General features: G+C 69.2%; 24 protein-coding genes. 14 read left to right on the top strand and 10 right to left on the bottom strand.

From position 1 onward, the window contains the following. Positions 1 to 166: 166 nt before the first annotated feature. From msrB to LK09_RS08815, 3 genes are all read left to right on the top strand, one after another. Entirely contained in the window at positions 167 to 649 is a 483-nt protein-coding gene (gene msrB / locus LK09_RS08825) for a peptide-methionine (R)-S-oxide reductase MsrB (protein WP_039397937.1), read from the top strand. Beyond that, entirely contained in the window at positions 646 to 1,191 is a 546-nt protein-coding gene (msrA, locus tag LK09_RS08820; RefSeq protein WP_039397936.1) for a peptide-methionine (S)-S-oxide reductase MsrA, read from the top strand. The genes msrB and msrA overlap by 4 nt, the downstream gene beginning before the upstream one ends. A gap of 119 nt (positions 1,192 to 1,310) precedes the next feature. Further along, positions 1,311 to 3,617 (top strand): FdhF/YdeP family oxidoreductase, encoded by a 2,307-nt coding sequence (locus LK09_RS08815; protein ID WP_039397934.1) that lies wholly within the window; start codon positions 1,311 to 1,313, stop codon positions 3,615 to 3,617. A 6-nt stretch (positions 3,618 to 3,623) separates the two neighbouring features. Here LK09_RS08815 and LK09_RS08810 read toward each other — a convergent pair whose 3' ends face one another. From LK09_RS08810 to LK09_RS08800, 3 genes are read right to left on the bottom strand one after another with little or no spacing between them, the layout of a single operon-like run. Beyond that, positions 3,624 to 3,887 (bottom strand): DUF6457 domain-containing protein, encoded by a 264-nt coding sequence (locus LK09_RS08810; RefSeq protein WP_039397932.1) that lies wholly within the window; start codon positions 3,885 to 3,887, stop codon positions 3,624 to 3,626. Continuing rightward, positions 3,884 to 4,471 (bottom strand): molybdenum cofactor guanylyltransferase, encoded by a 588-nt coding sequence (gene mobA, locus LK09_RS08805; RefSeq protein WP_039397930.1) that lies wholly within the window; start codon positions 4,469 to 4,471, stop codon positions 3,884 to 3,886. The genes LK09_RS08810 and mobA overlap by 4 nt, the downstream gene beginning before the upstream one ends. Then, positions 4,468 to 5,652, bottom strand: coding sequence for a molybdopterin molybdotransferase MoeA (locus LK09_RS08800; protein ID WP_039397928.1), 1,185 nt, complete (start codon positions 5,650 to 5,652; stop codon positions 4,468 to 4,470). Before LK09_RS08800 ends, mobA begins: the two co-directional genes overlap by 4 nt. Before the next feature lie 37 nt (positions 5,653 to 5,689). On the opposite strand from LK09_RS08800, the gene fdhD reads away from it, so the two are divergent. The 3 genes from fdhD (at position 5,690) to rplL (ending at position 7,680) form a co-directional block, all read left to right on the top strand. Further along, positions 5,690 to 6,544, top strand: coding sequence for a formate dehydrogenase accessory sulfurtransferase FdhD (gene fdhD / locus LK09_RS08795; protein ID WP_039397926.1), 855 nt, complete (start codon positions 5,690 to 5,692; stop codon positions 6,542 to 6,544). Positions 6,545 to 6,761: 217 nt separating this feature from the next. Beyond that, positions 6,762 to 7,250, top strand: coding sequence for a 50S ribosomal protein L10 (rplJ, locus tag LK09_RS08790; RefSeq protein WP_039397923.1), 489 nt, complete (start codon positions 6,762 to 6,764; stop codon positions 7,248 to 7,250). 49 nt (positions 7,251 to 7,299) lie between these two features. After that, entirely contained in the window at positions 7,300 to 7,680 is a 381-nt protein-coding gene (rplL, locus tag LK09_RS08785; RefSeq protein ID WP_039397921.1) for a 50S ribosomal protein L7/L12, read from the top strand. A 73-nt stretch (positions 7,681 to 7,753) separates the two neighbouring features. On the opposite strand, the gene LK09_RS08780 is transcribed toward rplL, so the two are convergent. Next, positions 7,754 to 8,758 carry a LacI family DNA-binding transcriptional regulator gene (locus tag LK09_RS08780; protein WP_039397919.1) on the bottom strand — a complete coding sequence of 335 codons (1,005 nt, stop codon included), beginning with the start codon at positions 8,756 to 8,758 and terminating at the stop codon, positions 7,754 to 7,756. 278 nt (positions 8,759 to 9,036) lie between these two features. Here LK09_RS08780 and LK09_RS08775 point away from each other — a divergent pair, with 278 nt between their 5' ends. The 5 genes from LK09_RS08775 (at position 9,037) to LK09_RS08750 (ending at position 15,480) form a co-directional block, all read left to right on the top strand. Then, a complete protein-coding gene (locus tag LK09_RS08775) occupies positions 9,037 to 10,365 on the top strand; it encodes an ABC transporter substrate-binding protein (protein WP_039397917.1) in 1,329 nt (442 codons plus the stop codon). A 78-nt stretch (positions 10,366 to 10,443) separates the two neighbouring features. Continuing rightward, positions 10,444 to 11,781, top strand: coding sequence for a carbohydrate ABC transporter permease (locus LK09_RS08770; protein ID WP_082008133.1), 1,338 nt, complete (start codon positions 10,444 to 10,446; stop codon positions 11,779 to 11,781). Further along, positions 11,781 to 12,758, top strand: coding sequence for a carbohydrate ABC transporter permease (locus tag LK09_RS08765; RefSeq protein ID WP_039397915.1), 978 nt, complete (start codon positions 11,781 to 11,783; stop codon positions 12,756 to 12,758). The genes LK09_RS08770 and LK09_RS08765 overlap by 1 nt, the downstream gene beginning before the upstream one ends. Before the next feature lie 122 nt (positions 12,759 to 12,880). Then, positions 12,881 to 14,806 carry a hypothetical protein gene (locus tag LK09_RS20720; RefSeq protein ID WP_052226559.1) on the top strand — a complete coding sequence of 642 codons (1,926 nt, stop codon included), beginning with the start codon at positions 12,881 to 12,883 and terminating at the stop codon, positions 14,804 to 14,806. A gap of 59 nt (positions 14,807 to 14,865) precedes the next feature. Further along, positions 14,866 to 15,480 carry a GNAT family N-acetyltransferase gene (locus LK09_RS08750; RefSeq protein WP_039397914.1) on the top strand — a complete coding sequence of 205 codons (615 nt, stop codon included), beginning with the start codon at positions 14,866 to 14,868 and terminating at the stop codon, positions 15,478 to 15,480. A 6-nt stretch (positions 15,481 to 15,486) separates the two neighbouring features. On the opposite strand, the gene cydC is transcribed toward LK09_RS08750, so the two are convergent. The 5 genes from cydC to LK09_RS08725 form a co-directional block, all read right to left on the bottom strand. After that, the gene (cydC, locus tag LK09_RS08745; protein WP_039397912.1) at positions 15,487 to 17,121 is read right to left on the bottom strand and encodes a thiol reductant ABC exporter subunit CydC; all 1,635 of its coding nucleotides are present in this window, start codon (positions 17,119 to 17,121) and stop codon (positions 15,487 to 15,489) included. Further along, positions 17,118 to 18,791: a thiol reductant ABC exporter subunit CydD gene (gene cydD / locus LK09_RS08740; RefSeq protein ID WP_052226558.1), complete on the bottom strand. Its 1,674-nt coding sequence runs from the start codon at positions 18,789 to 18,791 to the stop codon at positions 17,118 to 17,120. Before cydD ends, cydC begins: the two co-directional genes overlap by 4 nt. Then, positions 18,788 to 19,798, bottom strand: a complete 1,011-nt coding sequence (gene cydB / locus LK09_RS08735; RefSeq protein WP_039397910.1) for a cytochrome d ubiquinol oxidase subunit II — start codon at positions 19,796 to 19,798, stop codon at positions 18,788 to 18,790. Before cydB ends, cydD begins: the two co-directional genes overlap by 4 nt. 13 nt (positions 19,799 to 19,811) lie before the next feature. Beyond that, complete coding sequence (locus LK09_RS08730) at positions 19,812 to 21,239, bottom strand: cytochrome ubiquinol oxidase subunit I (protein ID WP_039397908.1); 1,428 nt, start codon at positions 21,237 to 21,239, stop codon at positions 19,812 to 19,814. 150 nt (positions 21,240 to 21,389) lie between these two features. Beyond that, positions 21,390 to 21,740, bottom strand: a complete 351-nt coding sequence (locus LK09_RS08725) for a hypothetical protein (RefSeq protein ID WP_039397906.1) — start codon at positions 21,738 to 21,740, stop codon at positions 21,390 to 21,392. A 56-nt stretch (positions 21,741 to 21,796) separates the two neighbouring features. Here LK09_RS08725 and gnd point away from each other — a divergent pair, with 56 nt between their 5' ends. Then, positions 21,797 to 22,843 (top strand): phosphogluconate dehydrogenase (NAD(+)-dependent, decarboxylating), encoded by a 1,047-nt coding sequence (gnd, locus tag LK09_RS08720; RefSeq protein WP_039397905.1) that lies wholly within the window; start codon positions 21,797 to 21,799, stop codon positions 22,841 to 22,843. A 69-nt stretch (positions 22,844 to 22,912) separates the two neighbouring features. On the opposite strand, the gene LK09_RS08715 is transcribed toward gnd, so the two are convergent. After that, positions 22,913 to 24,391, bottom strand: a complete 1,479-nt coding sequence (locus LK09_RS08715; RefSeq protein ID WP_052226557.1) for an APC family permease — start codon at positions 24,389 to 24,391, stop codon at positions 22,913 to 22,915. A gap of 166 nt (positions 24,392 to 24,557) precedes the next feature. On the opposite strand from LK09_RS08715, the gene LK09_RS08710 reads away from it, so the two are divergent. Then, a complete protein-coding gene (locus tag LK09_RS08710) occupies positions 24,558 to 25,142 on the top strand; it encodes a TetR/AcrR family transcriptional regulator (protein ID WP_197060996.1) in 585 nt (194 codons plus the stop codon). A 23-nt stretch (positions 25,143 to 25,165) separates the two neighbouring features. Continuing rightward, on the top strand, positions 25,166 to 25,552 hold the full coding sequence (locus LK09_RS08705; RefSeq protein WP_052226556.1) for a hypothetical protein: 387 nt from the start codon (positions 25,166 to 25,168) through the stop codon (positions 25,550 to 25,552). Positions 25,553 to 25,690 lie beyond the last annotated feature (138 nt).

Here is a 25,690-nt window from a genome sequence, read left to right as displayed (position 1 = left end):
GCGGGGCTGTGGAGAAGTCTTCGTCATCGCCGTCTCGCGCTGCCCTGTGGACAGACGACGGCGCCGAAAACTCACAGCCCGCTCCCAGCGCGGCGGGACCAAAACCCGCGGCATCCCTGTTTCACCTCATGTCGCCGCATCCAGCGGCGCTCATCAGGAGGACATCGTGACCACCGAATACCGCAGGACCACCGAGGCGCTGGAGCGCCTCACCGACGCGCAGTTCCGCGTCACCCAGAAGGACGGCACCGAGCCCGCCTTCCGAAACGAGTACTGGAACAACCACGAGCCCGGAATCTACGTCGACGTCGTGTCGGGGCAGCCGCTGTTCTCGTCGCTGGACAAGTACGACAGCGGCACCGGCTGGCCGAGCTTCACCCGGCCGATCGACGACGAGGCGGTCACCACCAAGACCGACCGCTCGCTGTGGATGTCCCGCACGGAGGTCCGCTCGTCCGGCGCCGACAGCCATCTCGGGCACGTGTTCGACGACGGGCCCCGGAATGCCGGCGGGCTGCGCTATTGCATGAACTCGGCGGCCCTCCGTTTCGTCCCGCTCGCGCAGCTCGACGCCGAGGGTTACGGTTCTTACCGCGCCCTGTTCGAGACCGACACGATCGACACCACAACGGCTGAGGAGGCCTCATGACTGACAACGGAACAGTGACCCGCACCCCCGGAACCGAGACGGCGGTGCTCGCCGGCGGCTGCTTCTGGGGCATGGAGGAGCTCATCCGCCACCAGCCCGGCGTGCTCGACACCCGGGTCGGGTACACCGGCGGGCAGAACGACCACGCGACCTACCGGCACCACCCCGGCCACGCCGAGGCGGTCGAGATCGTCTACGACCCGACCCGGACGTCGTATCGCGACATCCTGGCGTTCTTCTTCCAGATCCACGACCCGTCGACGCTGAACCGTCAGGGCAACGACATCGGCTCGAGCTACCGCTCGGCGATCTTCCCGCTGACGCCGGAGCAGGAGCAGATCGCCCGCGACACCATCGCGGACGTGGATGCCTCCGGCCTGTGGCCGGGCAAGGCCGTCACCACGATCGAGCCCGCCGGGCCGTTCTGGGAGGCCGAGCCGGAGCACCAGGACTACCTCCAGGTCTACCCGAACGGGTACACCTGCCACTTCCCGCGTGCCGGGTGGGTGCTGCCGCGCCGCAGCGAGTCCGCCACGGCGTGACCGACCCGGATGCCACGACCCGCGGGTCGTGGCATCCGTGCATCCGGGCGTCCCGTCCGATGTTGCGCTGAGCGGGAGGGACCGGTCGGAGGCCGGGTGGCGCGGACTACCCTGGAGGTATGGCGACGAAGGCACCCCGGACGGACATCGACGAGTCCAAACTGACCACCTCCGACCCGAAGAAGGTCGCGGTGGGCGTCCCGGCGGTGACGCACGCCCTGCTGATCGCCGAGCAGCAGGCCGGCGTGGTGCGAAGCGCGCGGGCCCTGCTCCGCGTCAACCAGAAGGACGGGTTCGACTGCCCGGGCTGCGCGTGGCCGGAGACCGACCACCGCCACATCGCCGAGTTCTGCGAGAACGGCGCCAAGGCCGTCGCCGAGGAGACGACCCTGCGCAAGGTGGGCCCGGAGTTCTTCGCCGAGCACAGCCTTTCCGAGCTGGAGCAGCACGACGACTACTGGCTCGGCCAGCAGGGACGCCTCACCCATCCGATGATCCTCGACGAGGGCGCCGACCACTACTGCCCGATCAGCTGGGACGACGCGCTGCAGGTCGTCGCCGACGAGATCCGCGACCTCGACGATCCCGACCAGGCCATCTTCTACACATCGGGCCGCACCTCGAACGAGGCGGCGTTCCTCTATCAGCTGTTCGCCCGGGGGATCGGCACGAACAACCTGCCCGACTGCTCGAACATGTGCCACGAGTCCTCCGGATCGGCCCTCAACGAGACGATCGGGATCGGCAAGGGCACGGTGTCCATCGAGGACATCCACGGCGCCGAGCTCCTGATCGTCGCCGGACAGAACCCCGGCACGAACCACCCGCGCATGCTCTCCGCCCTCGAGAAGGCGAAGCAGCGCGGAGCGACCATCATCGCGGTCAATCCGCTGCCCGAAGCCGGGCTCATGCGGTTCGAGAATCCGCAGACGCCTCGCGGCGTGCTGTTGGGCGGCACGAAGCTCGCCGACCAGTTCGTGCAGATCCGGCTCGGCGGCGACCAGGCCCTCTTCCAGGCGATCGGCAAGCACCTGCTGGAGATCGAGGAGCGCGACGGCGGTGTCCTCGACCACGACTTCATCGGCGCGCACACGGCCGGATTCGAGGCGTACCGCTCGGCGATGTCCGAGACACCGTGGTCCGAGCTCGAGACGGCCACCGGCATCCCGGAGCCGAAGCTGCGCCACGTCGCCGAAGCCGTGCGCCGCTCCGGCGCCACGATCGTGTGCTGGGCGATGGGGCTGACCCAGCACAAGCACTCGGTTCCGACGCTGCGCGAGGTCGTCAACGTCCTGCTGCTGCAGGGCAACATCGGGCGTCCCGGGGCCGGGGTGTGCCCGGTGCGCGGCCACTCCAACGTGCAGGGCGACCGGACCGTCGGCATCTACGAGAAGCCCGCCGAGTCCTTCCTCGCGGCGCTCGACCGCGAGTTCTCCTTCACCGCACCGCGCGAGCACGGCCACGACACCGTGAACGCCATCCGCGCCATGCGCGACGGCAAGGCGCGCGTGTTCATCGGGATGGGCGGCAACTTCGTGTCGGCCACTCCCGACACGGAGGTCACCGAGCGTGCTCTGCGAAACACCGGGCTCACGGTGCAGATCTCCACCAAGCTCAACCGGTCGCACGTGGTGACCGGCCGCCGCGCCGTCATCCTTCCCGTGCTCGGCCGCACCGACAGGGACCGCCGCGGAGGCGGGGAGCAGCGCGTCACGGTCGAGGACTCCATGGGTGCCGTGCACACCTCGCGCGGACGCCTCGCGCCGCCCGCCGACGACCTGCTCAGCGAGGTCGCGATCGTCACCCGGCTGAGCGCGCTCGTCTTCGCCGGGCGGGACAACGCGCCGCAGGCGGACTGGGCGGCCCTCGAAGCCGACTACGCGGGCATCCGCACACACATCGAGCACACGGTGCCGGGATTCGACGACTTCGAGCGGCGGGTCGACAAGGGCCGCACGCTGTTCCTGCCCAACGGCCCGCGCGACGCGCGGCGGTTCGCGACGCCCGACGGCAGGGCGCAGTTCACGGTCAATCCGCTGGAGTACCCGCACATCCCCGAGGGGCGACTGCTGCTGCAGACCCTTCGCTCGCACGATCAGTACAACACCACGATCTACGGCAAGGACGACCGCTATCGCGGCATCCACGGCGGTCGCCGCGTCGTGCTCATCAACGCCGAGGACATCGCCGCTCTGGGCTTCGCACCGGACGACGTCGTCGATCTCGTCAGCGAATGGAGAGCCCCCGACGGGCACATCGAGGAGCGCCGCGCCGAGCGCTTCCGCCTGATCGCCTACAGCACCCCGCGCCGCAACGCCGCCGCCTACTATCCCGAGACGAACGTCCTCGTGCCGCTGGACTCCGTCGCCGACGTCAGCGGCACGCCGACGTCGAAGTCGGTGATCGTCCGGCTCGAACGCCGCTGAGCGCGCTCAGTCGGCGTGCCAGGAGCGGGCGAGCTCCGACACGGATGCCACGGCGTCCGCGATCTGCTCGGGGCTCCCGCCCTGGCGCCCCGCGACGAGCCCGGCGACGAACGCGCTGAACGGCGCCGCGGGCCGGGCGACGCCGCGCGCGACGTCGCCGGCGAGATCGAGGATCAGGGCGATGGGCACGTCGGCCGCGCTCAGGCCGAACTTCTCGCGCAGTGCATCGGCCCATTCGTCCAGGGCCTCCGGAGGCAGGTGCTCGCTCATACCGTTCCTTCCCATTCGCGCAGGTCGTCCCACGTGTCGATGTCGGCGATCGCCTCGGGAGCGGCGCGCACGGCGGCGATCGCGAGGTCGTCCATCAGCGCGCGCACCGCGGCGTCGCGTCCGGCATCCGGGATCGCGGATGCCGCCTCGCGCAGCGGCCGGGTGCGGTAGATCCCGGTGAGCCACTGCGGCCGGCCGGAGGCGTCGGCCAGGCACAGGCCGTCGGTGTCGGCCGGAAGCAGGGGCAGATCGCGCAGCAGCTGCTGCACCGCGAGGTCGGGCCGCACCAGGTCGCAGGCGAGGACGAGGGTCCAGTCCGTCTCCGCGGCGGCGGTGCCCAGCACCGCCACGAGGGCGGCGGCCGGGCCGGTGAACGGCGGATCCTCCCGGACCCACGCGACGCCGGCCACGGCCGGATCGGCAGGGTCCGGACCGGCGACGGTGACCGAGGTGCAGCCGGCATCACGCGCCGCGGAGACGGCGCGGGACAGCAGCGTCGCCCCGCCGATGCGCACGCGCGCCTTGTCCGCCCCGCCGAGCCGGGAGCCCCGGCCGCCCGCCAGGATCACCGCCGTGATGCTCATGACACGAGCATCACAGACACGAGGTCGCCCGGGTGCACCACGCCGGTGCGGGCGGGGATGACGGCGTACGCCTCCGCGCGGCCGAGGGCGATGGGGTCGCCGGGAAGCGGGTGCACGCCGTCGTCGGCGACGACGACGGGCCGGTATTCCTCCCGGCCCACGCGCGACGTCCAGCCGGTCGCGACCGGCAGCAGGGTCCGCCGGCGATCGATGCTCGTGCGCCCCTGCATCGCGAGCAGGGCCGGCCGCACGAACACCTCGAACGACACCGCGGTGCCCCCGGGATTGCCGGGGAGGCCGAACAGCAGCGGGCTTCCGGCACCGAACCCCTGCGGTTTGCCGGGCTGCATGCCGACCCGCACGAACTCCATCGCCGCCGCCTGCTTGACCACCTCGTAGGCGCCGGCGCTGATGCCTCCGGTCGTGATCACCGCGTCGGCGCCGGCCGCGGCATCCAGCTCGCGCCGCAGCGCGGCCGGGTCGTCGGGGACCCGTGCGACGTGCACGACCTCGGCGTCGGCCTCGGCGACGAGGGATGCCACCAGCAGTCCGTTGGACTCGTGCACGCGTCCGCGCGCCGCGGCCGTTCCCGGTGACACGAGCTCGTCTCCGGTCGACAGCACCACGACGCGGGGTCGTCGCGAGACCGTCACCTGCGCCACCCCCGCCGCACCGATCGCGGCGAGCTGGCGGGAGCCGAGTCGCGTGCCGGCGACGACCACCACGGCTCCGGCGGCGGCATCCTCCGCGCGCGTCCGGATGTGGCGTCCGCGCCGGGCCGGCGCCGCCAGGACGACGGCTTCGGTGAGCGAGTCGCTCAGTCCGCCGGCGGTGTCCTCGAACGGGACGACCGCGTCGGCGTCGGAAGGCACCGCCGCCCCGGTCATGATGCGGGCGGCCTCGCCCGGCCCGAGCGCGGGATCGGCGGCGGTGCCGGCGGGCAGGTCGGCGACGACGCGGAGCCGCACCGGGCGTGACGGCGACGCATCGCGGACGTCGTCGAACCGGACCGCGAACCCGTCCATGGCGGAGCCGGCGAACGCCGGGATGTCGTGCGGCGCGGCGGCGTCGACCCGCAGGGTGCGCCCGAGAGCCGCGGCGATCGGCAGCGGCTCGGCCGGCAGCGGCCGCACCGCCGCCAGGATCCGCTGCCGGTGCTCGTCCACCCCGATGATGCCCACGCGCCCACCCTACCCACGCGCCGCGTACCCTCGAATCATGGGCAGGATCACGGTGCGAAGGCCCGTCACACGGGTCATGATCGGGGCGGACGCGCGGCGCCGGGCGGACACGCTGGCGGTCGAGGAGCCCCTCGAGATCCGCCTCGCGGGGGAGCCGTTCACCGTCACGATGCGCACGCCGGGGCACGACGTGGAGCTGGCCGCCGGGTTCCTCGTCGGCGAGGGGATCATCTCCCGCAGTGAGCATCTGCGTGCCGCGATCCACTGCGGCGGCCCGGGAACCGGGGGAGCGGACAACACCTACAACGTCCTCGACGTGGGTCTCGCCGCCGGCGTCCCCGTGCCCGCGCGCGACCGCAGCTTCTACACGACCAGCTCCTGCGGAATGTGCGGCAAGGCCTCCATCGAGGCGGTCCGCACCGTGTCCGCGTACGACGTCGCCGCCGATGAGACGAGCGTGGATGCCGAGACCCTCGTGACGCTGCCGGAGACCCTGCGCGCCCACCAGGACGTCTTCGACAAGACCGGCGGCCTGCACGCGGCGGGCCTGTTCGATGCGCGCACCGGCGAGCTGCTCGTGCTGCGCGAGGACGTCGGCCGCCACAATGCCGTCGACAAGGTCGTCGGCTGGGCGCTGCAGCAGGGCCGGCTGCCGCTGGGCGGAACGGTTCTGCAGGTGTCCGGGCGCGCCAGCTTCGAGCTCGTTCAGAAGGCGGCGATGGCGGGCATCCCGATCCTCGCCGCAGTGTCGGCGCCGTCGTCGCTCGCCGTCGAGCTGGCCGACGATGCCGGTCTCACCCTCATCGGCTTCCTCCGCGGACAGTCGATGAACGTGTACACGCGCATGGATCGGGTGACGATTTTGCCCAGCGTGCCCGTTCCCGTAGACTGATCCGAGCCGAAGACCGCCGGTCATCGTGTCACGCGAAAGCGTGATCGATCGAAGCTCTGCATCGCAGGGGCCCGCGCAGGTGACACGAATCGTTTCTCGTCAGAGATCTCCGAGCTCCGTGCGCTTGCGCCGGAGCTCTTTCTTTTTGCGGGGCCAGGCGTCGCCGAGGCTCATCCGCCACCGTCGTGGCGGATGTCGTACCCACCAAGGAGTGACCATGGCGCAGAAGGATGCATCGGTCGCCGAGCTCACGAAGAATTTCGAGGACTCGAGCGCCGTCCTGCTGACCGAGTACCGCGGTCTGACGGTTGCCCAGCTCAAGCAGCTGCGCAACAGCATCCGTCAGGACGCTGAGTACGCCGTGGTGAAGAACACGCTGACCAAGATCGCCGCCAACAAGGCGGGGATCACGGCTCTGGACGACGACCTCAAGGGTCCGTCTGCCATCGCATTCGTGCACGGCGACTTCGTCGCCACCGCCAAGGCTCTGCGTGACTTCGCCAAGGCCAACCCGCTTCTCGTGATCAAGTCGGGCATCTTCGAGGGCAACGCCCTCTCGGCCGACGAGGTCAACAAGTACGCCTCGCTCGAGAGCCGTGAGGTTCTGCTGGCGAAGGCTGCGGGCATGATGAAGGCGACGATGGGCAAGGCTGCCGCCACCATCGACGCGCTTCGCGAAAAGCTGGAGACCGCCGAGGCCGCGTAAGCGACCGGCGTTTTCCTCAGACAAACCCCATCTATCTAGGAGATACATCATGGCGAAGCTCACCACTGAGGAGCTGCTGGACCAGTTCGCTGGTCTGACCCTTGTCGAGCTCAGCGAGTTCGTGAAGGCGTTCGAGGAGAAGTTCGACGTCACCGCTGCCGCTCCCGTCGCCGTTGCCGGTGCCGGTGGCGCGGGCGCTGCTGAAGAGGTTGAGGAGAAGGACTCCTTCGACGTCATCCTCGAGGCTGCCGGCGACAAGAAGATCCAGGTCATCAAGGTCGTCCGCGAGCTCACCTCGCTCGGCCTCGGCGAGGCCAAGGCCGTCGTCGACGGTGCCCCCAAGGCCGTGCTCGAGGGCGCGAACAAGGAGACCGCCGACAAGGCCAAGGAGGCCCTCGAGGGCGCCGGCGCCACGGTGACCCTCAAGTAAGTCTTCCCGACTTCAGCGAAGGCTCCGGATGCTGCGGCATCCGGAGCCTTCTGCTTTGCGCGGGGAGCGGGCGTCAGCCCTCCCGCACGCGGGCCGTGGAGTGGCGCGAGACGAGGCGGGCGCGCAGCGGTTTGACGCCGCCGACGATGGTCGGGTCGGCGATGCGCTGGGCGAGCAGATCCACCGCGAGGGCGCCCTGCTGGCGGGGATTCTGGGCGAGGGTGGTCAGCGAGAACATCTCCGCGTACTCGTGGTCGTCGATGCCGATGACGCTCAGCTCTGCGGGCACCGAGATGCCGAGCCGGCGGGCCGCGATGATGGCGCCGATCGCGACCTCGTCACACACCGCGACGATGCCGGTGGGGCGCTGCTCGGGGTAGCTGAGGAGGTCGACGGCCGCCTCGAATCCGCCGGGGAGGGTCACCGGGCAGGTGACGTGGTGCGCATGCGCCCCCAGGCCCGCGGATTCCATGGTGCGCAGGTACCCCCGGAAGCGCAGTTCGTCCACGTGCGCCCAGTGCGCGCGCGGGCCGCCGAGGAACACGATGCTGCGGTGTCCCAGGTCGATGAGGTGCTCGGTGGCGCGGCGGACCGCGTACTCGTCGTCGATGGCGACGTCGACGCCGGCGATGTCGCCGGAGGCGACGGTGACGACGGGGCGCTCCAGCGACCGCATCATGTCGACGTCGCGATCGACCGGGTCCAGGCCCACCGCGATCAGCCCGTCGAAGCGCCGCTGCGACAGGAAGTCCCGATAGACGATGTCGTGCGACGCTCGGTCGGGGCCCGCGGTGTAGAGCGTGAGATCCAGGCCGTGCTGCAGCAGCGAGTGCTGGATGCCCTCCAGGACCTCGGCGAAGAACCACCGCGTCACGGTGGGCATCATCACGCCCACGGTGCGTGTGCGCCCCGTGGCGAGGCTCACGGCCGACGTCGACGGCACGTACCCCAGGGATGCCGCGGCATCCGCGACGCGTCGTCTGGTGTCCTCCGAGACGTAGCCGCTGCCGGAGAGGGCCCGGCTCGCCGTGGACTTCGACACGCCCGCCACACGCGCGACGTCCGCGATTCCGCTCATGGGGCTCCGTCACCTCCTTCATGGTCCACACCAGAGTAGAACACATCGTTCCACAAAGCAGGAACCGGTTCCATGTTCCTGATTGGCAATGAAAGCGCTCCCATTTGCAATGAGAGCGGTTTCATTCCGGCGGTCTCATAGTTACCGACCTGTGACATGTTCAGGTTGTGGAAGCGGTGTCATATCATCTACGTTGATGACATCGACTTCTGAACGCAAGCGCCGCAGCGCGGGCGATCCGGGATCGACTTGACACACCCACTCAAGGAGGAGAACAGATGGGCAAGGCACACCGGGCGAAACTGCTCGTGCCGATTGCGCTGACCGGTGTCGTGGGCCTCGCGCTCGCGGGCTGCACCGAAAGCGCCTCAAACCCGACGAGCACCGCGCTCAAGGGTCAGACGGTGAACATCTCGGGCGGCATCACGGGCTCGGAGGCCGACGCTCTCCAGAAGTCGTTCGAGCCCCTCGAGAAGGCCACCGGCATCAAGGTCGTCTACACGGGCGACAAGAGCTTCGAGGGCAACATCGTGACGAAGGTGACCGGTGGCTCCGCCCCGGACATCGCGATCGTCCCGCAGCCCGGTCTGCTGCACAGCCTGATCGACACCGGCCAGGTCAAGCCGGGCGACAGCGTCACCGCGGCCGAGGTCGACAAGAACTGGTCGAAGGACTGGAAGAACTACGGCACGTACAAGGGCACGTTCTACGCGGCCCCGATGCTCGCCAACGTCAAGGGCTTCATCTGGTACTCGCCGACGTCGTTCAAGAAGTGGGGCGTGAGCGTTCCCAAGACGTGGGGCGAGCTGCTCACCCTGACCGCGACCATCCAGCAGAAGACCGGCAAGGCGCCGTGGTGCGCCGGCTTCGCCTCGGGTGCGGCATCCGGCTGGCCGGGCACCGACTGGATCGAGGACCTCGTGCTGCGCGACTCGGGTCCGCAGGTCTACGACCAGTGGATCGCCAACAAGGTCAAGTTCACGAGCCCGCAGATCAAGTCCGCCTTCGACGAGGTCGGCAAGATCCTGCTCAACCCGAAGTACGTCAACGCCGGCTTCGGTGACGTCAAGAGCATCAACTCGACCGCGTTCGCCGACGTGGCCGCGAAGGTCGCCGACGGATCGTGCCCGCTGACCCACCAGGCGTCCTTCCTGTCGTCGAACTTCCTGACGGTCAAGAACGCCAGCGGCCAGACGCCCACCGTCGCCCCCGACGGCGACGTCTACGCCTTCGTGATGCCCGGCATCTCCGAGGGCTCGAAGACGATCGAGGGCGGCGGCGAGTTCGTCACCCGCTTCTCGGACAACGCCGCCGTCAAGCGCGTCGTCCAGTACATGGGCACGCCGGAGTTCGCGAACACCCGCGTCAAGCTCGGCGGCGTGATCTCGGCCAACAAGAACGCGGACCCGAGCCTCGCCTCGAGCCAGTTCCTGCAGGACGCCATGAAGCTCATGCAGGACCCGAACACGGTGTTCCGCTTCGACGCGTCCGACCTGATGCCGGCCACCGTCGGTTCGGGCTCCTTCTGGAAGGGCATGGTCGACTGGGTCGACGGCAAGCCCACCAACACGGTGCTCGCCAACATCCAGGCGGGCTACCAGAACTGAGTCGATCGCTCATCCGGGACCGGAGCGCCCGACGCGCCGGTCCCGGGTGAGCATCGGCTTTCTCGCGGAGGGAGAGACATGTCGCAGCTGACCGCTGAGACGACGTCGACGGAGGCGGGCCCGGGGCCCAAGGGCCGTCGTCGTGCGTATTCCCGCAGGACGACAGCGTTCGTCCTGCTCGTGGGCGCCATCCTCATCGTGGCGCTCTTCCTGTTCATGATCATGCAGGGGCCGAACCCCAACGCCCTGGCGGTGTCGCTCGGCTTCTCGCTGAACAGCTTCTTCGTGTGGATCGGCGGGCTCGGCCCGATCGTGCAGATCCCCATCGTCGTGGTCGCCTTCGCGATCGTGGTCGGCATCGTCCTGCTGCTGATCGAGTACGCGCCGCGGTCCGGTCGCGGGTACTTCTGGCTCCGCCTCGCGGCGAGCCTGCTGATCCCGTTCCTGGCCTTCATGGTGCTGCGTCCGTATCAGAACGCGGCGATCTACATCATGGCGATCTCGCTCCTCGCGGGCGGCCTGCTGTTCTTCGCGGACTACCGGTCCCGTCAGGGCGCCGGGTATCTGTTCCAGCTGGTGCTCTTCCTCGCCCCGGCGCTGGTGATGGTGCTGACCGGTCTCATCTACCCGGCCATCGCGACCTTCGTCCAGTCGTTCTTCGACAAGACCGGCACATCGTTCGTCGGGTTGGAGAACTACGGCTGGGTGTTCACGAACCCCGAAGGATTCTGGTCGGTCATCAACACGCTCATCTGGGCGCTGCTGGCCCCCACGTTCTCGACGGCGATCGGGCTCGTGTACGCGGTCTTCATCGACCGTGCGCGCGGGGAGAAGTACCTGAAGGTGCTCGTGTTCATGCCCGTCGCGATCTCGTTCGTCGGCGCCGGCATCATCTGGAAGTTCGTCTACGACTACCGGCAGGGGCAGCAGATCGGTCTGCTCAACGCCATCGTCGTGGCCTTGGGCGGCCAGCCCGTCCCGTGGCTGGACACGACGCCCCTGGTCAACACGATCATGCTCGTGATCGTGTTCATCTGGACGCAGACCGGCTTCGCGATGGTCATCCTGTCCGCCGCGATCAAGGCGGTTCCCACCGAGCAGACCGAAGCCGCCCAGCTCGACGGCGCATCCGCCTTCCAGCGCTTCACCAACGTGACGGTGCCCGGCATCCGCTCCTCGCTCATCGTGGTGCTGACGACGATCACGATCGCGTCGCTGAAGGTCTACGACCTCGTCGCGGTCATGACCGGCGGCCGGTCGAACTCGTCGGTGCTGGGCTTCGAGATGGTCAACCAGCAGCAGCGGTTCCAGAGCTACGGACACTCGGCGGCGCTCGCCGTCGTGCTGTTCCTGTTCGTGCTGCCGCTGATCATTTACAACGTGCGCCAGATGCGCAAGCAGAGGGAGGTGCGCTGATGGCCATCGTCGAAGATGACGCGCCTGTGCGCTTCGGTCGGTCTGAGGCCAGGAAGGTCGCCCGCCAAACTCGGAAGAACGAGAACGAGGCGCAGAAGAAGCTCACGAGCAAGACGGCGACCGTCGTCGCGATCGTCATCGCGATCGTCTGGACGATCCCGACGTTCGGTCTGTTCGTCACGTCGTTCCGCCCCGGCGCCGACTCCTCGGTCACCGGCTGGTGGACGGTGTTCACGAACCCGAGCTTCACCCTCGGCAACTACCAGGCGGCCCTGACCTCGGGCGGCACGGCGCTGACCCTCGGCGAGTCGTTCCTCAACTCGCTCGCGATCACGATCCCGGCGACGATCATCCCGATCGCCCTGGCGTCGATGGCCGCGTACGCGTTCGCGTGGATCGACTTCAAGGGCCGCGGCATCCTGTTCGTCGCGATCTTCGCGCTGCAGATCGTGCCCATCCAGATGGCGCTCGTGCCGCTGCTGAGCCTCTTCTCCCGCGGCCTCACGGTCGCCGGCGTGGGGATCTTCCCGGGGTTCGAGCTGCGGGATGTCTCGCACAGCTTCGCGACGGTATGGATCGCGCACGCGATCTTCGCCCTGCCGCTGGCGATCTTCCTGCTGCACAACTTCATCGCCGAGATCCCGAGCGACATCATCGAGGCCGCGCGCGTCGACGGCGCCGGGCACGGGCAGATCTTCTTCCGGATGATCCTGCCGCTGGCGATGCCGGCGATCGCCTCGTTCGCGATCTTCCAGTTCCTCTGGGTGTGGAACGACCTGTTGGTGGCGACGATCTTCGCCCCGTCGACCTCGCTGCCACTCACCCAGACGCTGAACTCGCTGTCCGGCACGTGGGGTGATCAGTGGTTCCTGCAGTCCGCAGGTGCGTTCATCTCGATCATCGTGCCGCTCATCGTGTTCTTCTCCATGCAGCGGTTCTTCGTGCGCGGCCTCATGGCCGGCGCGACGAAGGGCTGAGCCGGGAGGATCGCACCGCGTTCCAGCCTGCAGGCCCCGTGCTCGCTCCCTCCGGGCGACACGGGGCCTGTGGTGTGCCTGTGCAACTGGCGAGGAGCACCCAGGTGTGCGACGCTTGGGCGATGAGCTCAGTCCCGGAGCACGCTGCGCAGCGTCGCGCCCGCATCCACCCCGTCCTGGCCGCGCTGTTGGCGGTCGTCCTGGCGGTGGTCGGGCTCCTCACTCCGGCAGTGGCGCCGGCCGCGCATGCCGCGGACCTGTCCAAGTTCGACGCGGGCAACATCATCAGCGATGCGGTGTTCTTCCACAAGGACGCCATGACGCAGGCGCAGATCCAGAGCTTCCTCAACGCCAAGGTGCCGACCTGCAAGACCGGGTACACCTGCCTGAAGAGCTATAGGACGCCGACCGGGACTTATAAGCCCGAGAATGTCACGCCCACGAGCCTGCTCTGCACCGGGTACACGGGATTGCCGAGCGAGACCGCGGCCGCGATCATCTACAAAGTGGCGCAAGCTTGCGGCATCAATCCGAAGGTCTTGATTGTCATGCTGCAGAAAGAGCAGGGCTTGGTAACGAGCACCGCGCCGAGCACCTACGCATTTCAGCATGCAATGGGGAACAACTGCCCCGATACGACTGGGTGCACAGGGAGCGGTGGATTCTTCAGCCAGGTCTACTTGGCCGCGCGCCAGCTTAAGCGATACGCGAACCCTCCCGGCACCAGCCAGGACTTCACGTGGTTCCCGGTGGGAGGGATCTCGTACATCCAGTACAACACGAAGACCTCCTGCGGATCGAAGCGCGTGATTATCGCGAACCAGGCCACCGCGGACCTCTATTACTACACGCCCTATGTGCCGAACGCTGCGGCGCTCGCCGCCGGCAATAACGGTTACGGCACCGGGGACACGTGCTCGTCGTACGGCAACCGCAACTTCTACAACTTCTTCACCGACTGGTTCGGGTCCACGCAGGTGCTGCCGTTCGTCGCCGCACCGGTCCCGACGATCTCCGGAACTCTGTCGGTCGGGTCGACCCTGACCGCCAATGCCGGGACGTGGAGCCCGAGCGCGACCCTGAAGTACCAGTGGTACGCCACGAACCTGACGGGCACGACGACCCCGATCACCGGGGCGACGGCATCCACCCTCGTCCTCGGCGCGGCGCAGAAGGACATGGCGATCACGGTGCGGGTGACCGCGTCCAAGGCCACCTACGCGACGACGTCCAAGACCTCTGTCCCCACCCTGCGTGTGGCGACGGCAGCGACACCGACAGTCAGCGGGACCCCGGCGGTCGGATACACCCTCACGGCGAACCACGGCACGTGGACGTCGGGAACGGCGTTCTCGTACGCGTGGTACGCGAACGGCGCCTATATCTCCGGCACGTCCGGCGCGACGCACTCTACGTTCACGCCGACGACCGCGCAGACCGGCAAGAAGATCTCCGTCAAGGTGACCGGCACGAAGACCGGGTACGGCACCGTCGCCCGGGTGAGCGGTGCCACGGCCCTCGTGGCGCAGACCGCCGTGCCGACCATCAGCGGTGTTCGCATGGCCGGCGCCACCCTGACCGCGAACCACGGCACGTGGACCACCGGGACGGCCTTCTCCTACGCGTGGTACGCGAACGGCGCCTACATCAGCGGGACGTCGGGCCCCACCCACACCACCTACAGGCCGACGACGGCACAGGTGGGTCAGACCATCAGCGTGAAGGTCACCGGGACCCTCTCCGGGTACCCGACGATCTCCAGAGTGTCGGCGGCCACGACGAAGGTGGCGCTGACGGCGGCGCCGACGATCGCGGGCACCGCCAAGGTCGGGGCCACGCTGACGGCACGCCCGGGCACCTGGACGACCGGAACCGCGTTCACCTACCGGTGGTACGCCTCGGGGACGGCGATCAGCGGCGCGACCCGGTCGACCTTCACACCCACGACCGCGCAGCGGGGCAAGACGATCACCGTCGTCGTGACGGGGACGAAGGCCGGGTACCAGACCATCTCCCGCGGGTCGGCGGCCACGCCCCGGGTCGCCTGAGCGCGTCGACCGCGCCCCCGCTCGGCGGGCGCGGATCGGCCGCACGTTAGGGTGGGGACATGACCGCCATCCGCCCGTTCCGAACCGGCGACGAAGCGGCGATCGCACGAATCTGCCTCCTGACTGCGGATGCGGGGAAGGATGCGACCGGCATCCTGCCCGACGACGACCTGTGGGCGGCCGTCTTCGCACTGCCGTATGTCGCGCGGCATCCCGACTTCGCCTTCGTCGCCGAGGACGATGCCGGTTCTCCCGCCGCGTACGTCGTCGCCGCACCCGACACGGCGGCGTTCGACGCCTGGTTCCGCGACGAATGGTGGCCCCGCTTCCATGACCGGTGGCCGCTCCCGGCGCGCGCGGATCGTTCACGCGAGGCGGCGATCGTCCGCAGCGCGTGGCGCCGCGGCACGGAATCGTCCGATCCGGGAGAGGAGCAGCTCGAGGCCGCGTACCCGGCCCACCTGCACATCGATCTGCTCCCCAGCCTGCAAGGGCAGGGGCTCGGTCGCCGGCTCATCGACACGATGCTCGACCGGCTCCGGGAGGCATCCGTCCCCGGCGTGCACCTGGGCGTCGACCCCCGCAACACGGGTGCTCAGGCGTTCTACTCACGGCTCGGGTTCGCCCCCCTGCCCGCGCCGCCCGGCGTGTTCGACTACGGGATGTCGCTCTGAGCGCACTCAGCGCGCGAGGCGCACCTCGCGGTCGATGAGGTCGGCCGGAACCTCGACGTGCGAGATGAGCACGATCGTGTGTCCGCGCGCGGCGGCCAGGAGATCACGCAGGAGCGCGTCGGATGCCGCCGGGTCGACGCCGGCGGTGGGCTCGTCGAGGACGAGCACCGGAAAATCACGCAGCAGCGCCCGCGCCAGGGCGATCCGCTGAGCCTGCCCGCCGGACACGAGCGCCCCCCGTTCGCCGACGGGGATGTCCAGGCCGCCGCGGGCGACCGCCCAGTCCCGCAGGCCCACCCGTGCGAGGGCGTCCCAGAGGTCGTCGTCGGCCGCCGTGTCCTTCGCGAAGAGCAGGTTCTGCCGTAGCGACTCGTCGAACAGGAAGGGATGCTGCTCGACCAGGCCCACGGTCTGCCGCACGTCGTCCGGCGACAGGGTGCGCACGTCGGTCCCGCCGATCCGGTAGCGGCCGCCATGGTCGAGGAACCGCACCAGCACGTGCGCGAGGGTGGTCTTTCCCACTCCGCTCGCGCCGGTGACGAGCACACGCTCCCCGGGTGCGACGTCGAGATCGACCGGCGAGAGTGCGGCACCGGTCGCAGACGGCCAGGATGCCGTGACGCCGCGCAGGCGGAGCCCGTCGCCGAGCGGCGGCGCGGTGCCGGTGGGATCGGTCTCCACCGGCAGCTCGGGCGGGGCGGCGTCGGGCACGGTCGCCGCGATCCGGGCGGCCGCGACGCGCACCTGACGCCGCATCGAGAGGGCGAGGGGGAGCGGGCCGAAGACCTCGAACACCGCCATCGGCAGCAGCACGACCACGGCCAGGGCCGGGGCATCCGACGCCGCCAGACCCGGGCCGGCGACGAGCAGGGCGAGCAGCGACGCGGCTCCGGCGAGCACCGACACGGTCCCGGCGATGAGCGCCTGCGCGACCGAGCGGCGCACGACGGCGCGGCGCAGCGCGTCGTCGGCCTCGGCGATGCGGTGCGCGGAGGCATCTGTCGCGTCGAACGCGGTCAGCACCTCGAGAGCGCTGAGCTCGTCCAGCAGGGCGTCCGCCAGCCGCGCGCGCAGGGGTGCGATCTGCCGCTCCGCGCGGGCGCCGGCCGCGGCGCCGACCCACCACGCCACGAGGAACGCGACGACCAGGCATGCGGCGAGCGTCAGCGCCGCGGGCACCGACAGGAAGGCGGTGAACACCACGCTCGCGATCGAGGCGAGGCCGGCGACCAGCACGGGCTGGCGTACCCGCAGCGGCAGGTCCTGCAGCTGCTCCACGTCGTCGACGAGGTTGGACAGCAGCGCGCCGCGCTGCGTTCGCCCCAGCCCGTCGGGTGCGAGCGGGACGAGGCGCCGGACGAGATCGGTGCGCACCACCGCGAGCTGTCCGAGCGCCGCATCGTGCCCGGTGAGCCGCTCGAGGTACCGGAACACGCCCCGCCCGAGCGCGAACGCGCGGACGGCGACGATCACCGCCGATAGGTACATGAGCTCCGGACGCTCCGAGGCCCGCGTGATGAGCCACGCGCTCGCGGCGAGCAGGGCGATGGAGCTGAGCGCCGTGCCCCACCCGGAGAGCACGGCGGGCGCGAACCGGCGCGGTGCGGGCTGGGCGAGCCGCAGGATGTCGCGGGCACTCATACCGTCGCCTCCAGCGGAGCGAGGGTCACGGAGCGGTTCGCGATCGTCGCCGCCGTGCGGCGATGGGAGATCAGGAGGATGCCGGCTCCGCCCGCGGCCTGCGACCGCAGCGTCTGCCACACCGCCCGTTCGGTGTGCGCATCCAGCGCGCTCGTGGGCTCATCGAGGACGAGGATCGCCGCACGGCCGGAGCGCAGCCGGTACAGGGCGCGGGCGAGAGCGACACGCTGCGCCTGGCCGCCGGAGAGCCCGTCGCCGCGGACGCCCAGCACCTGCGCTCCGTCGACATCACGGTCGACGTGCGCGTCGCGCAGGCACGATGCCACCAGTGCGGCATCCGGAGCGGGATCCCCGAGCGCCACGTTCGCGGCGACGGTCCCGGCGATGAGCCCGGGCTGCTGACCCGCCCACGCGATCGCGGCGCGGGCGTTCGGGACGGGGGAGGCTCCGAGGCGGATCTCGCCGTCGTACTCGGCGAATCCGAGCAGCGCCGCCACGACGCTCGACTTTCCGGCGCCGCTCGGTCCGCGCAGCAGGGTGATCTCGCCGGGCGCGACGGTGAGATCGACCGGCGGGAGAAGGCGGGGACCGCGGTGCACCCGCAGGCCTCGCACCGTCAGCGCCGGGGCGGCGGCCGGTGCCCGGAGCTCTCCGCCATGGGCGAGTCGTGCCTCACCGGCGCCCCGGGCGGCATCCAGCAGGGCGAACACGGGTTCGGTGGCGGCCATGCCCTCCGCCGCCGCGTGGAACTGCGCGCCGACCTGCCGCAGGGGCAGGAACGCCTCCGGGGCGAGCAGGAGCACGAACAGCCCGATGCCGAGGGTGAGCTCGCCGCCGAGCAGGCGGAGTCCGATCGTGACGGCGACGACGGCCACCGAGATGCTGGCGAGGAACTCCAGGGCGAACCCGGACAGGAACGAGACCCGCAGCACGCTCATCGTCTCGCGCTTGTAGTCCTGGGTGACCCGCTCGATGGAGGATGCCGCACGCCGCTGCCGACCGAACAGCTTGAGGGTGCCGAGGCCGTTGACGGTGTCGGCGAAGCGCGCCGCGAGCCGGCCCAGGGTGTCGAGCTGGCGGCGCTGGACGGCGCGCGTGGCGAGGCCGATGAGCACCATGAAGATCGGGATGAGGGGGAGGGTCAGCACCACGATGAGGCCGGAGACCGGGTCGGCCAGCGTTATCGCCACGACGAGCACGGGCATCGTGATCGCGCTGGCCACGAGCTGCGGCAGATAGCGGCCGAAGTACGCGTCCAGCGCCTCCAGCCCGTGACCGGCCAGCACGGCGAGCCGCGCCGACCCGCCGTGGGCCGTGATCGCGGCGGGGCCGAGACGCCGCACCGCCGCGGTGAGCGCCGATCGCAGCTGCAGCTGCGCCCGGGCCGCACCCGAGGCGCCGAGGGCGTCGGTGGCGACCGTCAGCGCGCCGCGCAGCAGCACGATGCCGGCCCCCGCCGCGAGCCACGGCGACAGGCGCGCGACCGGTTCGCCGTCGATCGCCCCGGTGAGCACCCGCGTGAGGACCGTGGCGAACGCGATGATGACCGCCGTCTGGACGACGGTCACCAGCGCGCTCCACACGAAGTACGAGCGGGATGCCGCGGCGTAGCGCAGCAGGCGCGGGTCGACCGGCGACCCGGCGCGCCGCGGCTCGGGCGGGCGGGTCAATGCACCGGGACGGCGTTCTCGATGTGCGACCGGGTCACCCGTCGTCGGAAGATCCAGTACGTCCAGCCCTGATAGGCGAGCACGAGCGGCAGGAACACGAGCGCCGCCCACGACATCACCTGCAGCGTGTACAGGTTGCTCGACGCGTTCTCGATCGTCAGGCTGTGCGCCGGGTCGTTCGAGGCGGGCATCACGTTCGGGTACAGCGCGAACCACAGGCTCAGAACCGCGGCCGCGACCGTGACCGCCCCGAAGCCGAACGCCCAGCCCTCGATGCCGCGCAGGTTGCACACGATCGACACGACGAGGCAGACCGCGGCGATCGCGGCGAGGATCAGCACCGCCGGGCTGAAGTGCGCGACGACCGTCCAGATCAGGAACACGGCGGCGACCACGAGCGCGAGCGCCCCCGCGCGGAACGCGAGCTTGCGGGCGTCCTCACGGACCTGGCCGTCGGTCTTCAGAGCGACGAACAGCAGTCCGTTGACGAAGAACAGCAGCAGCGTGGTGAGGCCGCCGAGGAGCCCGTACGGGTTGAGGAGGGTCAGCAGGGTGCCGGTGAAGTTGTGGCCGGCATCCAGCGGCACGCCGTTCACGATGTTCGCGAACGCGACGCCCCAGAGGAATGCGGGCACCGCCGAGCCGATCACGATCATGGTGTCGAATCCGCCCTTCCAGCGCAGCGAATCGCGCTGGTGCCGGTACTCGAACGAGACGCCGCGCAGGATGAGGGTCACGAGGATGAGCAGCAGCGCCAGGTAGAACCCGCTGAACAGCGTCGCGTACCACTGCGGGAAGGCGGCGAACAGGCAGGCCCCGGCGACGATGAGCCACGTCTCGTTGAGGTCCCAGACGGGGCCGATCGTGTTGATCACCTGGCGTCGGCCGACGTCGTCCTTGCCGAGGAACGGCAGGGACATGCCGACGCCGAAGTCGAAGCCGTCGAGCACGAAGTACCCGATGAAGAGGATGCCGATGATCCAGAACCACAGGTGTGCGAGATCCATGATGCGTCTCCTCTCAGTAGACCGTCGTCAGTTCGGCGGGCCCGGCCTCGGCCGGCGCTTCCGGGTCGTCCGGATCGGGCAGCGGATCGGGGCCCTTCTTCACGGTCTTCACGATGAGCCCGAACTCGACCACGAACAGGGCGCCGTAGAGGGCGGTGAACACGATCAGCGAGAGGAGCACCTGCCAGCCCGGGACGTTCGGCGAGACGCCGTCCTGGGTGAGCATCAGGCTGAACACGATCCACGGCTGGCGGCCCATCTCGGTGAACACCCAGCCGACGAGGCTCGCCAGCAGCGCCGTCGGGGCGGTCCAGATCGCGACGGTCCACATCCACGAGGCGACCGGACGCTTGGCCTTGCGGCGGGTCACCCACAGCCCGAGGAGCGAGACCAGCGCGGCGAAGGCGCCGAGACCCATCATCCAGCGGAACGCCCAGTAGGTGATCCAGATGGTGGGGGCGAAATCGGTGAGGCCGGTCCAGGAGAACTGCTGCGCGTACTGGGCGTTGAGATCGTTGATGCCCTCGACGCACCCGGTGAGGGTGTGCGTCGACAGGAGGGCCAGCAGGTACGGCACGCGCAGAGACCAGACCTCGCTGCTGCCGTCGGGCGTGCCGATCGAGAAGAGCGAGAAGGAGGCATCCGCACCGCAGCCGCTGTTGTAGAACGCCTCGGCCGCGGCCATCTTCATCGGCTGGGTCTCGACCATCGCGATGGCGAGCTGGTCGCCGGCCAGGAACACGCCGACGAACGAGATAAGCACGCTCCACAGCCCGAACTTCAGGGCCGGGCGCATCATCTCGACGTTGAGCCCGCGCTTGAGCTGCCACGCCGCTGCGGCGACGACGACCGCGGCCGCGAACATGAAACCGGCGAGCATCGTGTGCGGGAAGGTGGCGAGCGCCACCTTGTTGGTCAGCAGCGCCCAGAGGCTCGTCAGCTCGGCGCGGCCCTGGACCACCTTGTAGCCCACCGGGTTCTGCATCCAGGCGTTCGCCGCCAGGATGAAGTACGCCGAGAAGGAGGCGCCGATCCAGGTGACCCAGATCGTGGCCAGGTGCAGGCCCTTGGGCAGGCGGTCCCAGCCGAAGATCCACAGCCCGATGAACGTCGCCTCGAGGAAGAACGCCATGAGGCCCTCGAACGCCAGCGGAGCGCCGAACACGTTGCCGACGAAGCGCGAGTAGTCGGACCAGTTCATGCCGAACTGGAACTCCTGCACGATGCCGGTGACGACGCCCATCGCGAAGTTGATCAGGAAGATCTTGCCGAAGAACCGCGTCAGGTGGAGCCACTTGGCCTTGCCGGTGCGGTACCACGCCGTCTGGAAGACGGCCACGATCAGCCCCATGCCGAGCGTGAGCGGCACGAAGATGAAGTGATACAGAGTGGTCAGACCGAACTGCCAGCGCGCCAGCGCAAGTGGGTCGAGTACGTCCATACGGGTCCTCCGTCGCGCGGGCCCGCCGTAGCCCTCTGGCCGCCGGTGGCAAGAGCCCGCTACTGGCCTCAGTCTAGGGGGTCGGGCGCCCCCGACACGACGAACCCCGGCCTCGTACGAGACCGGGGTCCGGGAAGCGTGAAGGGCGGATCAGAAGACGAACGCGCTGCCCAGGACGACGATGAGGATGAGCAGGATCGCGATGATCACGCCGACGGTGACGAGGGTCTTGCGGGAGAGCTTGGCGACCCCGAATCCGATGAGGAACGGCAGCGCGACCAGCAGCAGCGACACCGTCCACCAGAACGCCTGGTAGCCGCCCTGCGTCGCCTCCGACAGGCGTCCGGCGAACAGCTGACGGGTGGCGGGGTGCGTCGCGAACGACACCGCGGCCGACAGCGGGACGGCGATGAAAGCGAAGACGATGAGGCCGATCAGCGCCCCCCAGAGCCCCGACTTGTTGCCGAGGGAGAGGGAGTCGTCGGTGTCCTGTGAAGCCATACGATGAGCCTAGCGGGCAGCGTGTCCGCGCGACGGTCTCGAAGCGAGGGGATTTCATGCAGCTCGGAATGATCGGACTCGGCCGGATGGGCGCCAACATCGTGCGCCGCCTGATGCGCGACGGACACGAGGCCGTCGTCTACGACGTGAACGCCGACGCGGTCGCGACCCTGGCGGCGGAGGGGGCGACAGGAAGCGAGAGCATCGGCGACCTGGTCGGGCGCCTGCAGACGCCGCGCGTGGTGTGGCTCATGGTGCCCGCCGGGCTCACCGGCTCCATCGTCGACCAGGTGGCCCCGCACCTCGAGGCAGGAGACATCCTCATCGACGGCGGCAACTCCAACTACCGCGACGACGTCCGCCGTGCCGCCGCGCTGGCGGACCAGGGCATCCGGTTCATGGACATCGGCACCTCCGGCGGCGTCTTCGGCCTGGAGCGCGGCTACTGCCTCATGGTCGGCGGTCCGGACGACGCCTACCGCACGATCGAGCCCATCCTCGCGACCCTGGCACCGGGAGCAGGCGAGATCGAGCGAACCCCCGGACGCACCGGTGAGCTCGCCCCCGAGGAGCGCGGCTACCTGCACACCGGTCCGAGCGGCTCCGGGCACTTCGTGAAGATGGTGCACAACGGCATCGAGTACGGCATCATGGCGGCGCTCGCCGAGGGCCTGAACATCCTGCACAATGCGGACGCCGGCATCCGGTCGGGCGAGCACTCCGCCGAGGTCGCCCCGCTCGAAGAGCCCGAGTACTACCAGTTCGACATCGACACGGCGAAGGTGTCGGAGCTGTGGCGCCGCGGATCGGTGATCTCGTCGTGGCTGCTGGACCTCTCCGCGGCCGCCCTGCACGCGAATCCCACGCTGGACGGACTCGCCGGCCGGGTGTCGGACTCGGGGGAGGGTCGGTGGACGGTCAAGGCCGCGGTGGATGTCGGAGTGCCGGCCCCGGTGCTGGCGGCCTCCCTGTTCGAGCGGTTCGCCTCCCGCGACGAGGACCACTTCGCGAACCAGGTGCTGTCCGCCATGCGCCTGCAGTTCGGCGGCCACCAGGAACTGCCGACCGGCGACGTGCTGGAGGCCGGCGGCTCGCCGAGCTGACCTGCCCCGAGACGACGACGAGGGGGGATGCCGCGATGCGGCATCCCCCCTCGTGCGTGCGACGGGTCGTCAGACCTTGTCGGACTCGGGGGCGTCCTCCGCGGCGGCTTCGTGGCCGTGCGGGATGTGCGGGATCGGAGTGCCCTCTTCGGCCAGCGTCTCCTCCTCCATCTTCATCGTGAGCGGCGTCCGGAAGAAGCGCGTCAGATACATCAGGACGATGAGGCCGATCACCAGCCAGACGCTGCCCGCGATGAGCGCGTCGGCGCTGAGGTTGACCCACAGCAGGATCGTCAGGCCCACGCCGATGCCCGGAAGGACGATGTTGCGGATGATCTGCCAGAAGGTCTTGACCTCCTTGCGGCGGACCGCGAAGTACACGATCACGGTGATGTTCACGAAGCTGAACGCGATCAGCGCACCGAAGTTGATGAGCGAGTACGCCGTGTCCAGCGCCATCGGAATGGCCAGCAGCGACACCAGCCCGACGAGGATCACCGCGTTCGAGGGGGTGAAGAACTTCGGGTGGATGTACGACAGCGTCCGCGACACCCAGCCCTTGCCGTTGCGGGCCATGACGTAGAGCATGCGCGAGACCGACGCGTGGGAGGACAGGCTGGATGCCACCATCGCGCCCATCGACGCGGCCGTGAAGAAGATCTTGAACCACGTGCCGCCGACGGCGTACGCCATGGGGGGAAGCGTCGAGTCGCTGATCAGCTTGTCGTTCGTGAAGCTCGGGTCGTAGTGCTTGGCGTACTGGGTCAGCTCCGTGTAGTTCGGGAAGACCGACTGAGAGAACCACGCGGCCACGAAGAAGATCGCGCCGCCGATGAGCAGTGCCAGCACGATGGCCTTGGGAACCGTGTTCGGGGTCTTCGCCTCTTCGGAGTACATCGTGATCGCGTCGAATCCGATGAACGAGAAGCAGACGATGGTGGCGGCCGTGAGCAGGTTGTTGAACTCGACGCTGTCGTGGAACAGCGGCTTGATCGTCCACGGGGTGCCGTTGCCGACGCCCTGCTGCAGCTGCACCCACGCGAGGATGCAGAACGTCACGATCGCCACGGTCTGGAAGATGACCAGCACCAGGTTGACATTCGAGGTGCCCTTGATGGTCCAGAGATTGAGCAGGGTGATGAACGCGACGTAGATCACCACGAAGATCCATACCGGCGCGTCCGGGAAGAACGACTCGAAGTAGTTCTTGCCGATGAGGGCGTTCACCATCGGCAGCAGCAGGTAGTCGAGAAGCGACGACCAGCCGATCACGAAGCCGACGTTGGGGTGGATGGTCTCGGACGTGTACGTGTAGGCCGAACCCGCCGACGGGAAGACGCGGGTCATGCGGCCGTAGCTGATCGCGGTGAACAGCATGACGACGAGCGCGACGAGGTAGGCGAGCGGAACCAGGTTGGCCGATTCGTCGGCCACGCCTCCGAAGGTGTCGAACACCGTGGTGGGGGTCATGTAGCCGAGGCCGAGACCCACGATGGCCCACAGGCCGAGGGATCGCGCCAGGCGCGGGGAGGATGTCTTCGTTGCCATCAGGCCGTACTTTCTTTTCGGGCGTTGCGACTGCTGCGTCACAACAGACAGTCCAGCGTAAGCGACAGCATTCTCTCAGCAACGTACACGATGGCGAAATCGCGGCGGGGCGATCGCCGTGATGGCGGATGTGGCAAAAGCTGACCGTATGGTCTAAAATCTGACCATGCGGTCAGAATCCGATGCGGCCCTCACCCGCACCCAGCGGGCGCGCCGACGCGACATCATCGACGCGGCGATCGCGGTGCTGTCCCAGGCGGGCTTCGCCGCGGCATCCGTCGACCGCATCGCGCGCGAGGCCGCCACAAGCAAAGGGACGGTGCTGTACCACTTCGGCAGCAAAGAAGGGGTGCTCGAAGAGGTCGTCCGATCCCTCTACGAGGAGGGCGGCGCGTACATGACCGAGCGGATCCTCGCGGCATCCGGCGCGCGCGAGCGACTGCGCGTCTACCTCGACTCCAACCTGCGCTTCATCGCGTCCCGGCCCGAGCACATCACCGCCGTGCACCGCATCCTCGAGAATCAGCCGACCGACGCCGAGGACGACACCGTCGGCCCGCTGCGGCAGCTGCTCGTCGCCGGTCAGGATGCCGGCGAGCTCGGACCGTTCGACGCCGAGGTCGTCGCGCTCATGATCCGGGCGATCATGGACGGCGCCTCCTTCTACTTCTCCACCCACCCCGACCTGGATCTCGACAGACACATCGCCGAGGTCATCCGCATCTTCGACCGCGCGACAGCCGTCGCGTAGCCGTCGTTCCGAAGGAGATCGCCATGTCCGAAGCCGTTGCAGCCACTCCGCTGCGCATCGCCGAGCGCCTCGTGCTCGGCTACGTCGTCCTCAGCCTCGTCACCGTCGTGACGCTGCTCGCCCTGTCGCTGTTCGCACCGCGCGACGTGACCGTCGAGGCCTGGGTGCGCGGCGTCATCGTCGCCGGCACGTCGCTGCTCACCCTGCTGTTCGCCCGCCGGGCGCGCTCCGGGGGAGCGAAGGCGCTGCTGCGCCTGCGCATCATCGTCCTCGTGCTCATCGTGGCGGTGGTCGGCGTGCTGTTCTTCCTGCCGCTGCCGCTGTGGATGGTCATCGAACAGGCTCTGTGCGGCGTGATCCTGGTGGTCGCGGCCATCCAGATCTTCCGTCGCGACGCCGCTGCCGCGTGAGCCCGGGCGCCGCCGGCGCCGATCCGTCACGAATGCCTCGTTGAGCTGGGCATTCGCGACGGATCCGGGAGGGATGCCGGCAAGAATCCGTCGCGAACGCAGCGTGGAACGGTGTGTTCGTGACGGATCCGGCCCGGT

Source organism: Microbacterium mangrovi (genome assembly GCF_000802305.1).
Lineage (GTDB): Bacteria > Actinomycetota > Actinomycetes > Actinomycetales > Microbacteriaceae > Microbacterium > Microbacterium mangrovi.
This window is presented reverse-complemented; position numbering and strand designations above follow the sequence as displayed.